Source organism: Flavobacterium panacagri, from assembly GCF_030378165.1.
Taxonomy (GTDB): domain Bacteria; phylum Bacteroidota; class Bacteroidia; order Flavobacteriales; family Flavobacteriaceae; genus Flavobacterium; species Flavobacterium panacagri.
Genome location: NZ_CP119766.1, coordinates 1,133,294 through 1,147,535, shown reverse-complemented (window position 1 = coordinate 1,147,535; position 14,242 = coordinate 1,133,294). Strand labels below are relative to the sequence as shown.

Genomic DNA, 14,242 nt, shown 5'->3' with positions numbered 1-14,242 from the left:
GTAAAGAAGTTGTTTCTCTTGAAGCAGATAGCCTTGCTAGAAGTTCACAAAGCTTTATCTTTAATGAAGAGGTCTTCAATGAAAACTTTTATGTTTAATACTCACCGTTTTTTAAATATAGGAAAATATTTATAAATTTGATATTTTTTTTAGTATGACAGAAAACGAAATTTCAAATATTGTAATCGGACTTGCCATTGAAATTCATAAAAAACTTGGGCCGGGTTTGTTAGAGCATGTCTATAAAGAATGTTTGTTTTATAAAATAAGTCAACGTGGGCTTTTTGTTGAAAAAGAAAAAGCTTTGCCATTGGTTTTTGAAGAAGTTAAGCTTGATTGTGGATATCGTATTGATATACTTGTAGAAAGCAAATTATTAGTCGAAATAAAAAGCGTAGAATCACTCACTGTTAACCATTTGGCTCAAACATTAACATACTTAAAACTTGGAAATTTTAAACTCGGTCTACTTATAAATTTCAACGAAAGTCTTTTAAAGAACGGCATTAGAAGAGTTGCAAATAATTTAACGACATAGCTTTGTGAACTTATTGCAAAGCAAAAAAACTTTAAAACTTTGCGAAAATCCTTTGTGTTCTTTGCGTTGAATAATAGACCAGTCAAATTCTTGTTTAAAATTCATTTCCGTTTTATTACATTTGAAGCTATGAAAATACTTAAAATTGCTTTTTGGATTCTTTGGCGTGTTTGGTTTTACGTTGTAATGGCGGTTCCAATCTTGATTATGTTGCCATTTTTACTGATTTCTATTGCTTCAGAGAAAGGATATCCTTATTTTTTTAAAATGGCTCGAATTTGGGCGAAATTTATCCTTTTCGGAATGGGGTTTTACTATACCGTAAAACGCGAACAGAAGCTCATTAAAGGCAAAAGTTACATGATTGTTGCTAATCATACCTCGATGACAGATATTATGCTTATGTTGGCCCTAATTAAAAATCCGTTTGTTTTTGTTGGAAAAAAAGAGTTGGTGAAGATTCCGCTTTTTGGATTTTTCTATAAACGAACTTGTATTTTGGTTGACCGAAATTCTTCAAGAAGCAAAAATGAAGTTTTTAAAAGAGCTCAAAGCCGTTTAAACCAAGGTTTAAGTATTTGTATTTTCCCTGAAGGCGGTGTTCCAGATGATGAAAGTATTTTGCTGGACGAATTTAAAGACGGTGCTTTTAGACTAGCAATCGATCACCAGATTCCAATTGTACCAATTGTTTTTCCAGATAATAAAGAACGTTTTTCGTATACCTTTTTGAGCGGAAGTCCTGGGAAAATGAGAGCGAGAATTCTTCCTTTCATTGAAACAAAAGATTTAACAATCGATCACAGAAAAGAGTTGAGGGATCAAGTTAGAACTATGATTTATAATGGATTAATTGATTTTCAAAAAAAGAATTAACCAAGATAATTTAAAATATAAAAGCCGGTAGATTTCTTAAAATCTACCGGCTTTTCTTTGAATTAAAAACCCCCTATTTTTATTCAAAAGTTATTATCTGTGAATTATCTTTTCGGAAATAAAACGTAATACTTTTTTAAATTTCAATTTGGTTTTTCTTCGGTTTTTACTGTACAACAATTCTATTTTTTCTTTCATGGTTAAAAATATTAATGGTTGATAATAAAGAGTTTAATCATAACTCAAGTTAACGTCACATTAGTATAGATACGGAAAAGCGGAAAAGGTTGCGTCAAAAAAGTAAAAAAATGATAAAAAATCCGTTAGTACCCAATAACTAACGGATTTTTGTTCAAATAACCAACCAATGTAAATTCTAAAAAAATCCAAATTGATGTATGGCATATCAATTTTGGAAACTTGCTTTTTTATAAGATTATGATTTACTGAAATGGTTGCGCGTAGATTTTAAATTTTTCTAAAAAATAAAAAGTCCGATAGAATTTTAGAATCTATCGGACTCAAAATCAGTATTTTTTATTTATGGAAATGAATTAAGCGTCTGCTAATTCTTTTATTTGTTCTTTAATTTTTACTTCCAATTCTTCAGCAAGTTCAGGATTGTCTTTAATCAAAGCTTTAACGGCATCACGACCTTGCCCTAATTTGGTGTCACCATAGCTAAACCAAGATCCTGCTTTTTTAACGATGTCAAATTCTACTGCTAAATCTAAGATTTCACCAGTTTTAGAAACACCTTCTCCGTACATAATATCAAATTCGGCAGTTTTAAAAGGCGGCGCCACTTTGTTTTTAACAATTTTTACTTTTGTTCTATTACCAATTACGTTTTCACCGTCTTTAATTTGAGCAGATCGACGAATATCCAAACGTACAGAAGCGTAGAATTTTAAGGCGTTACCTCCCGTTGTAGTCTCCGGATTTCCGAACATTACACCGATTTTTTCACGAAGCTGGTTGATAAAGAATACAGTACAATTTGTTTTACTGATAGTTCCAGTAAGTTTTCTCAATGCCTGGGACATCAAACGTGCGTGAAGACCCATTTTAGAATCTCCCATTTCACCTTCGATTTCACTTTTTGGGGTCAAGGCAGCAACCGAGTCAATTACTACTATATCAATTGCTCCAGAGCGAATTAAGTTTTCGGCAATTTCTAAAGCTTGTTCTCCGTTGTCTGGTTGAGAAATGATTAAATTCTCAATATCAACATTTAATTTTTCAGCGTAGTTTCTATCAAAAGCGTGCTCCGCATCAATAAAAGCAGCAATACCTCCGGCTTTTTGAGCTTCTGCAATAGCGTGAAGCGTCAAAGTAGTTTTTCCAGAAGATTCTGGACCATATATTTCAATAATTCTTCCTTTTGGATAACCATTAACTCCAAGAGCTAAATCAACACCAAGCGAACCTGAAGAAATCGTTTCTACCTCCACAATGGCTCTGTCGCCCATTTTCATTACGGTTCCTTTTCCGTAGGTTTTGTCAAGTTTATCTAGTGTTAACTGTAATGCTTTTAATTTGGCTTCTTTGTCTGAACTCATCTTTATCTTAAATTATCTAATTTGTTATTTGCCTTTCTGGATAAAATTAAGAAAATTCCTTCTTAATTTTATTAATCAGATTTATAATTTGTAAAATTACTTCTTTTTTTGAAGTTTCATTATTTCCAATTGTTCCAAATTGTCACAAAATTAGACTATAAAAATAATGCCTTTAATTCTGTGGCATCTGAAGGTTTTATTTTGCCAGCCAAAAGCAAACTAAGTTGTTTACGGCGCAAAGCTGCATCAAAACGTTGGATTTCTAGTTCAGTTTCTGGTACAATTGGCGGTACTTCGACTGGTCTTCCAGTATCATCTACAGCGACAAATGTATAAATAGCTTCGTTGGCTTTTGTTCTGTTTCCAGATTCGCGGTCTTCTACCCAAACGTCTATAAATACTTCCATAGAACTTTTGAAAGATCTTGAAACTTTTGCTTCGACTGTTACAACGCTTCCAAGCGAAATAGCTCTATTAAAAGCAACGTGATTTACAGAAGCTGTAACTACAATTCGGCGCGAATGTCTTCGGGCAGCAATACTTGCAGCGCGATCCATTCGGGCTAATAATTCGCCACCAAAAAGATTGTTTAAAGGATTAGTTTCGCTCGGTAAAACTAAATCAGTTAAAATAGTTAGAGATTCTGAAGGATGTTTTGGATTCATTTTTTTGATCTAAAAATTTAAAAATTGTGGTTGTCTTAATTCAACCAGTAAACCGCCATTACAGCTGGTATAAAGTAAATTACAATAGTTCTCGCGCCATCGTAATCTTTTGCTAATCTTTGTCCGAAAAGCATCATTAACAAAGAGATGCATGAAAATATAGCTCCATATAAACCAAATTCTCGTCCGTTATTTGTGAATAATTGGATACCGCCAACAACACATAAAATTCCAGAAATTAACTCTACAATTAACAAATGTGCTAATGCCAGTGGAACATGGTTTTTTAATCTCGTTTTAGAAAAATGCTCTTTGAGCCAAGTCACATTATCATTCCAATAAAATATTTTTTCGTAACCTGACTGTAAGAAAGTTAAAGCTAAAAAAGCTAAAATTAAAATTGAGGCAATATTGTTCATTTGAAATCTATTTTTTATGAATTAAACGAGTTAATTTTATTGATAAATCGGTTAGGATAATTTTTGCATTTCCGTTTCTTTCAATATGATACATAGCATCTGAAAGTTCCTTGAATATTTCATGAATATTATTTCCGTTGACAAACGGTGCAAAATTTTCCAGTTTAAATTTATCTACTTTTGGTTCAATGTACACCAGGCTAGAAGCTTGATAATTCAGCATAAGAGCTTGACGAAACATTTCTATACAGTACTGAATAAATTTTTTCTGACTTTCGCGTCCCAACGCAGCTATTTGCTCGCTCCAAGAAATTAAGTCTTGAATAGCGGCCGCATTTCCTTTTGCTCTAAAGGCAGCACGAACCCAGTTAACAAACCATTGTTCAAACGGTAAATCGTCATCGTCTTCTTTTAACAAATGCAAAGCTTTGCTAAAATTGCCCTGTGCCTGATGCGCAATTTTTTTGGCTAAATTGGGATCAGTATTTTCACGAGCTACTAAAGCCTCTGCAATGATTTTTTCCGGAAGTGCATTAAAATGAATTACCTGACAGCGAGAACGTATGGTTTGTATAATATCTTCCTCATTTTCAGAAATCAGAATAAACATAGTTTTATCTGAAGGTTCTTCTAAAAGTTTTAGCAGTTTATTCGAAGCGGCGATATTCATTTTATCTGCCATCCAAATAATCATAATTTTATAACCGCCTTCGTAAGATTTCAGCGAAAGCGACTTTAAAACTTCCTGTGCATCTTCAACACGAATTTCTCCCTGTTTGTTTTGAACACCCAGAATTTTATACCAGTCAAACAAACCGCCATAGGGCATTTCCTGAATGAAACTGCGCCAGTCTTGTATAAAATCTAAACTTTTTGGTTTTGTTTTTACATCTTCGGTAGTAACAGTTGGATAAATAAAATGGAGATCAGGATGGGATATGTTATCAAACTTTAGATTGCAGGAATCGTTTCCGTTTGAATTTTCATCGCCTGTATTGCCACATAAAATATATTGTGCATAAGCAATGGCAGTTATTAACGTACCACTTCCTTCTGGACCAACGAATAATTGGGCATGTGGAATTCTACCAGAAGCAGCACTTTTTGTCAAGTGGCTTTTGATGTAATCTTGACCTAAAATTTGAGAAAATTGCATGGAGCAAAGATAGAAGAAAATGATGTAGTCAAAAATTTTCAGGATAAAGATTATTTGATACTCATAATTTTAAAAAAAGAGGTGCTCTTTAAGATTTTTTTTGGTCGTTATCGAGAATAATTTTGTTAATAAATGGCTCAATATGAGTGTATATCAAGATGTTTTTGTTAATATTTTTTTTAGGAAAGTTCGTAAACGTAAGTTTTTTTTTATTATTTAAAAGAAAAAAACTTCATTTTTTATAGTTATAATCTTACGGTTTTAGATTTAACGAATTTAACAAAAAGCCCGTTAAAACGCACATTTTCTCGACATAAGACTGATTTTTAAGGTTTTTTTAAGGTTTTTTTTTGAAAAAATAAATCATTACTCTTGGAGTTTAAGTTAATTTCTATATTTTTGTTTTTATCAAGAACCAATTATAAATAAGAATCTATGAAAGGGAAAATTACTCTGCTAAGTGCACTTTTTATCTTAACTACTGCAGCCGTTTCGGCACAGGCTAAAAACGCGCCAAGAAGTATTATTAGTACAACAGCTCTTATTCGTAAATACCATGATCAAAAAGAATTGAGTGGTATGCAAAAAGGGGAACTTTTGGAGCTATACATTGAGCGTATCAAAGTTTTAGTGAAAACTCTTCCATACATTGCTTTGGTTACAAAACCTGGAGTTACTATGGCCGATCTTGGTATTCCAGACGATGGCGATCACAAAAAAATATTAGATGCTCAAGCAGTGGGTACATCAACATTTTTGGATACAACAGTAGAATTCCAAAGAAAGATGATGCCTTACTCTGATAAAGGAAATCTAATTGCGGCTATTTTATTTTACGAAAGTACATTGAAATCATTACACGAGTTCAACGATTTGAACGAAATGTAATATTGATTAATTTTTTTTAAAACCTTTTTCGAAGTCTTTACGTAGATGGATAAAATCTAAGTGGATGCTTTTGAAAAACAAAATAAAAAAAGACTCATTCTCGAATGTTCTGATCATTTCAGAAAATTCGAGAGGAGTTTTTTCATTTACGCATACCCAAATTTATTATTAACCCTAATACCCCCTAATCATGAAAAAAATTACTCAATTAATCTGCGTTCTTTTGACAGTTACGAGTATGAGTGCTCAACAAGAGAAAGGAATTATGGGCTACAACAATTGGTTAAATAATTGGACCGAATTTAAGCCTAATAAAGTGGACTATGGAGAAGCAAACCAAATTTTAGCAGGAAACATTTCTGTTAATACTAAATTGCTGAAAAGAAATATCTACGTTTTGCAAGGAAACGTATATGTTACAAACAACGCCGTTTTAACAATTGAGCCAGGAACTTTAATTATTGGTGATTTCGAAACAAAAGGAACATTGGTAGTTACAAAAGGTGCTCAAATTATTGCAGACGGTTTAGAAACAGATCCAATCGTATTTACTTCAAACCGCAGCATGAAAAAAGCTGGAGACTGGGGTGGAGTGGTAATTCTTGGAGATGCTCCAATTAATAAATTTGGAAATGTAGGTTCTTACAACCTTGATTTAGATCCAACCCTTACTACTTATGGTGGAGACAACGTAGCTTCAAACTCTGGAATTTTAAGATTCGTTAGAATCGAATTTGCAGGTAAAAAAGTTAAAGGTGCAGATACTTTCAATGGTTTAACTATTGCTGGAGTTGGTAGCAAAACGGTTATTGACAATGTAATGGTAAGCTTCTCTGGAGGAGATTCATTTGCTTTCTTCGGAGGTGACGTGAATGCATCTAAATTAGTTTCTTATAAATCTATCAACGACGACTTCAAATTTACACAAGGTGTTCAATGTCGTTTATTCAACTCTTTAGCCGTTAGATCTTCTTACTTATCAAGTAATAAAGATGGATCTCGTTGTATGGAGGTGAAATCTTATGAGAAAAAGAACGAAACAGATTTTACAAAAAAACAAACTCTTGTAGCTGCTACAAATATTACTATGCTTAATGATAGTGAAAACATTAAAGCTGATATCCAAGCTGGATTAGTAAAAGAATGTGTTTATGTTGCTGAAGCTGCCTCTCTTGAATTGAAACGCAGTGTAATCTCTGGATTTAATCCTGCTGTTTTATTAGACAGTAAAATTGAGATCAACGATGCTAATCTTAAAAAAATCAAATTTGAAGAAATGTACTTCAACTTATGTAACGGAAACATCTTTACAGAGTACAATTCTAACAACGAAGATTTAGAGAGCTGGTATGGTAACAGTGTATTCTTTAATGTTTATTCTCAAAGCAGTAACAATGAAACATTCATTGATATCGCAAATCCTAAAAAACCAGATTACAGATTACAATTAGGAAAAATCACGGCTTCAAGCGGCAATAGATAAATAGATTTCGATTTTTATTTCCACGCGTAAATTTTATTAATTAAGTCCCCAGACACAATTTATGTATCGTCTTAAGCGGACCAAATAAAGATCAAAACATAATGGTATCTACGAAAAAATATTTTTTATATATAATATTTTTGGTTTCGCCTATATCGTTAACTCTATATGCACAGAATACAGCAGGGAAACCTACTATGGCCTCTGGTTCTGATAGTTGTGTAACGTTGGCAAATAACCAAAACAATACTAATAATGCTGTAGTTGAAAACAGCAGTACAGATAATTTTAATCAGTTAATAGTAAGGATGTCCACCCCCAAGGATAGCCTTACTATTGCCGCTGAATCAAATTCGGTATTAAACGATTGTAAAGAAGATTCATCTCTTACAGCAACTTCGATTCTTGCAAAAGATATAATCGAAAACTATAAATATGATTTTTCAGAAACATTCATAGATATTCTGTTTTTTGAGCGTATAGATTTAGCCAGAACACGCACTATATGATTCAAAAAATTACTTTATCTTTTACCAAATTTTTATTTTTATTTAGCATCTTGTTTTTTGCTAGATCGAATGCCTATGCCCAAACAATAGTGCCACAGACATTCGACGGATTAGAAAAACTTTGTGCTGGTAATTCATTCAATGAATTTTTTGCAACTTTTAGTTATATAGATTTTCCCGCAGGTACTACTTTCGTAGTTGAGCTTTCAGACGCTGCGGGAAATTTTACTTCTCCAATTGCTACAACACTACTTCAAACAACTGATGTTTCTGCTACACAGAAAACAATAAAATACGCAGTTCCAACAAATCTAGTAGGTTCTGATACTTATAGTCTGAGAGTGAAAAGCTCCACAGGAGTTACTAGTTCAAGATTTAGAAATTCTTTAGGCAATACTTCTTTTCCAGCTTATTTTAAGCCATACGAAAACTCTTTTTTCATTAATAACAAAAGCGACGTTGCCATGATTTGTTCTGGCGGCAGTTTAACACTTTCTATTAGCGCAGAAACCCCATCACCATTAACTATTTCAGGTATAAAATACAAATGGTATAAAGATGATGTTCTTATTGCGGGACAAAGTTCTAAAGATATAGTTGTTAACAGCACAGGAAAATATTATGCTGAAATCGATTATGGACAATGTTCAGATGTGAATTTTAGTTCTAATCGTGTTAATGTTACTTCGTCAAGCAGTGGATCTGCAGCCACGATAGATTCAAGTTTAGGAAATCCTTTTTGTGCAAGTGGTGCAGGAACTGTTTTAACAGCTACTTCAGGAAATGCCTATGTTTGGAAAAAAGATGGTACCGTAATAGCTGGAGCAACAAATAGAACTTACTCAACAAATGAATCTGGTTTGTATACTGTCGAAGTTGATTTTGGAGGATGTAAAGCAACGGGAAGCATTAATCTTCAAAGTAATGGTTTTGATGCAAGTATTGATGTTGAAGATGGATATAAATTAAGTGAAGGAGAAACTTTAAATGTTTCTGTTACTACAGATGCTACAAACGCTTCTTACGAATGGTACTTAAACAATAATTTGATTTCTGGAGAGACTTCAAGATCTTATACGGTTTCAGTTAAAGGTAATTATAAAGTAAAAATATCTCAGACGGCTGGTTGTGTTGCCACCAAAGAATTTTCATTTAGAATCAATGGAGATTCCGGGCCATCAACCGTTGTTCCCAATATCATAAAATTAAGCGGAATGAACCCCTATTGGAATATTCCTGACGAATACAAGAATGCAAGCACCCAAGTTATTATTATAAGTTCAAATGGAGATAAAGTTTTGGACGTAGTAAATTATCAAGGCGATTGGCCTCAAAGCAATATAGATTTTAAGAATGTAAATCCGGTTTATTACTATGTCATTAAAGGCGATGCTGGTGAAAAAAAAGGATCAATAACTGTTATAAAATAATATGAAGAAAATCCTACTATTCATCACTTTATTTTATGGTTTATCAAGTGTACTCTATGCTCAGAACGGTTCTGATGATGGAGTTGTTTCGTTTTCATTACCTATCAGAAATTCTTTAAAGTTTAATAAATATATAATTAACCCCGCATTTAGTTTTGTTCGTGAATCGAACCCATATGTAAGTTTTTATAATAAAAGGCAATGGGTACAGTTTGAAAATGCACCGCAAACCTATTTGTTTAATTATTCTGGACGATTTAGAGAAAATGAGGCTTTTGCTGCAGGTGTTTTTCAGCAGAATTACGGATTAATGACTGTGTTCGGAGTTATCGGAAACTTTGCTCATAATATAGTTTTAGAACAGGATAGTAATTTGACTTTTGGTTTAAATGTAGGTGCTTATCAAAGTGGTTTAAACACAGGAAAAATCATTTCTGATGATACTACTATCGGACAGGGAGATTTTCCAAAAAGTACATTACTTACCGTAAATCCTGGAATTAATTACGGTACAGAATTTTTAGATTTTGGATTAGCGATTAACAACTTAGTGCTTTACAATTTCGGATCGGGAATGGTTAAAGAAGATCCAGAAAGAGCCATTCAGCTTCACGCAATGTACACGGGGTATATTGACAGCTATGGTTTTTTTGACAGAAGTAAATTCTCTGGAATTGTAAGGACAGAATTAAAAAAAGATAAAACAGTTATTTCTGGTTTGGCTATGCTGACTCTTCAGCAAGGAGTTTGGGCTCAAGCAGGATATAATACATTATATGGAGTTTCGGCAGGACTTGGAATTAACATTTCTCCAAGTATTGCTATTGAATACAATTACGAAAGAGGAATGGGCAATTTTACGAACTTAGGAGGTTCTCATGAATTTGCTATTGCCTACAAATTCAAAAATAGAAATTATTATTACGGAGATGATGATGAGGGATCATTAATAGATCCGGCTAAGCCAAAACGAGTTCCAGCTAAACCAAATTCAGAAGCAACTCAAGTAAACAGAGCTGAAATTGCTGAAAAAAACAGATTGGCTGCCGAAGCAAAAGCACAAGCAGATGCTGAAGCAAAACAAGCAAAACTTTTGGCAGCAGAAAAAGTGAAGGCAGATGCAGAGGCAAAAGCGAAAGCTAAATTAGAGGCTGACAACAGAGCAAAAGCGGATGCAGAAGCAAAAGCAAAAGCCAGATTAGAAGCAGATAATAAAGCGAAAGCAGATGCCGAAGCGAAAGCAAAAGCTAAACTAGATGCAGATAACAAAGCGAAGGCAGATGCCGAAGCTATCAAAATAAAATTAGCAGCAGAGACAAAAGCGAAAGCAGATGCAGCAGCTGCGGCAAGAGCACAAACGGCAGCAGCAAACAGAGCTGTAGCTGAAACACAAAAAACACAAGCACAGTTAGCTGCTGATAAGGCAAGAGCAGATGCTGAGGAACGCAGAATAAAACTAGCTGCTGACAATAAAGCTAGAGTAGATGCGGCAGCAGCAGCGAGAGCAAAAGCGGCGGCAAATAAATCTGAACCGGTTGAACAGAAAACACCAGAGCAGTTAGCGGCAGATAAGGCACAGGCTGATGCAGAAGCATTAAAAATAAAATTAGCTGCTGATGCAAAAGCAAAAGCAGATGCAGAAGCTTTACAAGCAAAAGTAGCGACAGCAGATAAGGCGAAAGCGGATGCTGATGCTGCAAAAGCGAAAGCAGCTGCTGCAAATGCAGCTACACCTACACAGCAAAAAACAGCGGCTCAGCTTGCGGTAGAAAGAGCTAGAGCAAATTCTGAAGCTGCAGCGAAAGCTAGATTAGCAGCAGCAGAAAAAGCAAAAGCAGATGCTGAAGCGGCAAGACAAGCAAGACTTGCAGCAGCAGAGAAAGCTAAGGCTGATGCAGAGGAACGCAGAATAAAATTAATTGCAGACAATAAAGCGAAAGCAGATGCTGCAGAAGAAAAACGTAGAGCAGATGCAAAAGCAAAAGCTGAGGCGGCAGATATGCAATCTATTTTAGCGGCAGATGCAAAAGCAAAAGCAGATTCAGATGCTTTACAAGCAAGATTAGCAGCTGAAGCTAAAGCTAAAGCGGCGGCAGAAACAAAAACAAAAGTTTCTATTGATGCAGCTAACAAAGCCAAACTAGCAGCTGATGCGAAAGCAAAAGCGGCTGAAGAAGCGGCTCTTAAAGAAAAATTAGCGGCTGAAGCTAAAGTTAAAGCAGACGAAGAGGCAAGACAAGCAATTATTGCTGCTGAAGCAAAAGCAAAAGCAGATGCTGAGGCATTGAAATTGAAACAAGCAGAAGATGCTCGTCAGGCGCAATTAGATGCTGAGGCAAAAGCAAAAGCGGATGCAGAAGCTCTTCAAGCTAAATTGGTTGCAGATGCCAAAGCGAAAGCGGATGCAGAAGCTGCGGCAAAAGCCAAATTAGCGGCTGAAAATAAAGCGAAGGCGGATGCAGAAGCTGAAAAAGCAAGATTGGCTGCAGATGCTAAAGCGAAAGCCGATGCAGAAGCTGAAAAAGCAAGACTAGCAGCCGATGCAAAAGCAAAAGCGGATATGGAAGCTTTACAAGCGAAGTTAATAGCTGATGCAAGAGTTAAAGCCGATGCAGAAGCTACGGCAAAAGCAAAAGCGGAAGCGGAAGCGAAAAAATTACAAGAAGCTGAAGATGCTCGTCAAGCGAAATTAGCTGCAGATGCCAAAGCGAAAGCGGATGCAGAAGCTGAAAAAGCAAGATTAGCAGCTGATGCAAAAGCAAAAGTGGATGCTGCAGCTTTACAAGCGAAACAAGCAGCAGATGAGAAAGCTAGAGTTGAAGAAGAGGCTCGTCAGGCGAAATTAGCAGCCGATGCAAAAGCAAAAGCGGATGCAGAAGCATTAAGAATAAAACAAGCAGCAGACGAAAAAGCTAGAGTTGAAGAGGAACGTCAGGCTAAACTTGCGGCTGATGCAAAAGCAAAAGCGGATGCAGAAGCATTAAGAATAAAACAAGCTGCTGATGAAAAAGCACGAGTGGAAGAAGAAGCTCGTCAAGCGAAATTAGCTGCAGATGCGAAAGCAAAAGCGGACGCAGAGGCTTTAGAAGCGAAACTTGCAGCTGATGCAAAAGCTAAGGCTGATATGGTCGCTTTACAAGCAAAACTATTAGCAGATGCAAAAGTGAAAGCCGATGCTGAAGCTACTGCAAAAGCAAAAGCGGAAGCAGAAGCGAAAAAATTACAAGAAGAGGAAGATGCTCGCCAAGCTAAATTGGCAGCTGATGCAAAAGCTAAGGCTGATGCAGAAGCCGAAAAAACAAGATTAGCAGCAGAAGCAAAAGCGAAAGCAGATGCCGCAGCATTACAAGCAAAACAAGCTGCAGACGAAAAAGCAAGAGTTGAAGAAGAACGTCAGGCTAAACTTGCTGCCGATGCTAAAGCAAAAGCGGATGCAGAAGCACTAAAAGAAAAACAAGCTGCAGACGCAAAAGCAAAAGTTGAAGAAGAAGCTCGTTTGGCAAAATTAGCAGCAGACGCAAAAGCAAAAGCGGATGCAGAGGCGCTTCAAGCAAAATTGGCAGCTGATGCAAAAGCTAAAGCAGATATGGAAGCGCTTCAGGCGAAACTTTTAGCTGATGCGAAAGCGAAAGCCGATGCAGAAGCAACGGAAAAATTAAGAGCTGAAGAAGAAACTCGTTTATTGAAAGAAGAGGAAGAGCGTCAAGCAAGATTAGCAGCAGAAAAAGCAAAAGCTGACGCGGAAGCAGCAGCACTTGCAGCGAAAGCAAAAGATGATACAGGAAAAGCGATTGAAAGTTTGACTCAGTCTGTTGAAAATACAAGTAAAGTCCAAAGCGATTTATTAAGTCAGTTTAAAGCGACTGTTGCGAATAAACAAAAAGACTTAAATGATTTAAAAGAAGAGAATGATTTAAGTGAAAGAGGAATTTACAGAGAGCCAAAACCATTTAAGAGTGTAGCAGCAGAAAACAGTCAAATAGAAGCATTAAAACTTCAGATTGCGGATGCAAATAAGAGCATGAAGAATGAGATTGACAGATTAACAGCTCTGTATAATGACAGACTTAAAAAGTTCCCTAAAAACGATCCGTTAAATAAAGCGTATCTGGATAAGATCAACGAATTGAAAGCGGCTCAATTGAAAATGGAAAGTGAAGGAGCAGCTTTAATAGCCGATTTAGAGCGTATCAAAGCAGAGACTGAAATTGAGCGCAAACGTAGAATTAAACGTGCGGCTTATGAAAATGATCAAGGAAGATATGCACAAGACGTTGCCGCTCTTAAACGTATTAAGGAAACCACAAAATTGAGCAATGCGCCAATGACAGCAAATGATTTTGATTTTGGAGAAGAGCAGTCAAATATGCAGATTATCAAGAATATTAAAAATTCTGACAACGGTTATTATTTAATCGTCGCTGTTCACAGCAGTGTAGAGAAACGTGATGAGTTCTTGACTAAAGCAGTTGCAGCAGGACGTACAGATATTAATTTCTTTTATAATGTAGCAACAAGTAAATATTATATCTATTACGAGAAATATGATGGTTTACAAGACGCAACAAAAGCATTAGAGGCAAAAGGAAATAAACCATACAACGGCAAAATGGCCATTGTAAAAGTGGAGAATTAATAAAAATATATTCAAGAGAATTAAAAATAAATAAGATTACATGTTGTTTTTTGAAAGCCCCTTCAAGAGACAATTAGTTA

General features: G+C 35.4%; 11 protein-coding genes. 7 read left to right on the top strand and 4 right to left on the bottom strand.

The genetic code is table 11. The features are described 5' to 3' along the window. The first annotated feature begins 154 nt into the window (after nt 1–154). On the top strand, nt 155–538 hold the full coding sequence (locus tag P2W65_RS05205) for a GxxExxY protein (RefSeq protein WP_289663948.1): 384 nt from the start codon (nt 155–157) through the stop codon (nt 536–538). Between the two features lie 129 nt (nt 539–667). Further along, nucleotides 668–1,414, top strand: coding sequence for a lysophospholipid acyltransferase family protein (locus tag P2W65_RS05200; RefSeq protein ID WP_289663946.1), 747 nt, complete (start codon nt 668–670; stop codon nt 1,412–1,414). A gap of 554 nt (nt 1,415–1,968) precedes the next feature. Here the strand turns inward: P2W65_RS05200 and recA are convergent. From recA to P2W65_RS05180, 4 genes are all read right to left on the bottom strand, one after another. Beyond that, a complete protein-coding gene (gene recA, locus P2W65_RS05195; protein ID WP_289663944.1) occupies nt 1,969–2,976 on the bottom strand; it encodes a recombinase RecA in 1,008 nt (335 codons plus the stop codon). A 155-nt stretch (nt 2,977–3,131) separates the two neighbouring features. Further along, a complete protein-coding gene (locus P2W65_RS05190; protein WP_091490696.1) occupies nt 3,132–3,641 on the bottom strand; it encodes an acyl-CoA thioesterase in 510 nt (169 codons plus the stop codon). 35 nt (nt 3,642–3,676) lie between these two features. Next, nucleotides 3,677–4,060, bottom strand: a complete 384-nt coding sequence (locus tag P2W65_RS05185; RefSeq protein ID WP_289663942.1) for a DoxX family protein — start codon at nt 4,058–4,060, stop codon at nt 3,677–3,679. Between the two features lie 7 nt (nt 4,061–4,067). Then, nucleotides 4,068–5,216 carry a DNA polymerase III subunit gene (locus tag P2W65_RS05180; RefSeq protein WP_289663941.1) on the bottom strand — a complete coding sequence of 383 codons (1,149 nt, stop codon included), beginning with the start codon at nt 5,214–5,216 and terminating at the stop codon, nt 4,068–4,070. A gap of 435 nt (nt 5,217–5,651) precedes the next feature. Here P2W65_RS05180 and P2W65_RS05175 point away from each other — a divergent pair, with 435 nt between their 5' ends. From P2W65_RS05175 to P2W65_RS05155, 5 genes are all read left to right on the top strand, one after another. Beyond that, nucleotides 5,652–6,104, top strand: coding sequence for a hypothetical protein (locus tag P2W65_RS05175; RefSeq protein WP_091490044.1), 453 nt, complete (start codon nt 5,652–5,654; stop codon nt 6,102–6,104). A gap of 190 nt (nt 6,105–6,294) precedes the next feature. Beyond that, nucleotides 6,295–7,587 carry a beta-helix domain-containing protein gene (locus P2W65_RS05170; RefSeq protein ID WP_289663939.1) on the top strand — a complete coding sequence of 431 codons (1,293 nt, stop codon included), beginning with the start codon at nt 6,295–6,297 and terminating at the stop codon, nt 7,585–7,587. A gap of 101 nt (nt 7,588–7,688) precedes the next feature. After that, entirely contained in the window at nt 7,689–8,096 is a 408-nt protein-coding gene (locus P2W65_RS05165) for a hypothetical protein (protein ID WP_289663937.1), read from the top strand. Then, complete coding sequence (gene sprC, locus P2W65_RS05160; protein WP_289663935.1) at nt 8,093–9,526, top strand: gliding motility protein SprC; 1,434 nt, start codon at nt 8,093–8,095, stop codon at nt 9,524–9,526. Before P2W65_RS05165 ends, sprC begins: the two co-directional genes overlap by 4 nt. Nucleotide 9,527: 1 nt before the next feature. Continuing rightward, nucleotides 9,528–14,162 (top strand): PorP/SprF family type IX secretion system membrane protein, encoded by a 4,635-nt coding sequence (locus P2W65_RS05155; RefSeq protein WP_289663933.1) that lies wholly within the window; start codon nt 9,528–9,530, stop codon nt 14,160–14,162. Nucleotides 14,163–14,242: the final 80 nt, after the last annotated feature.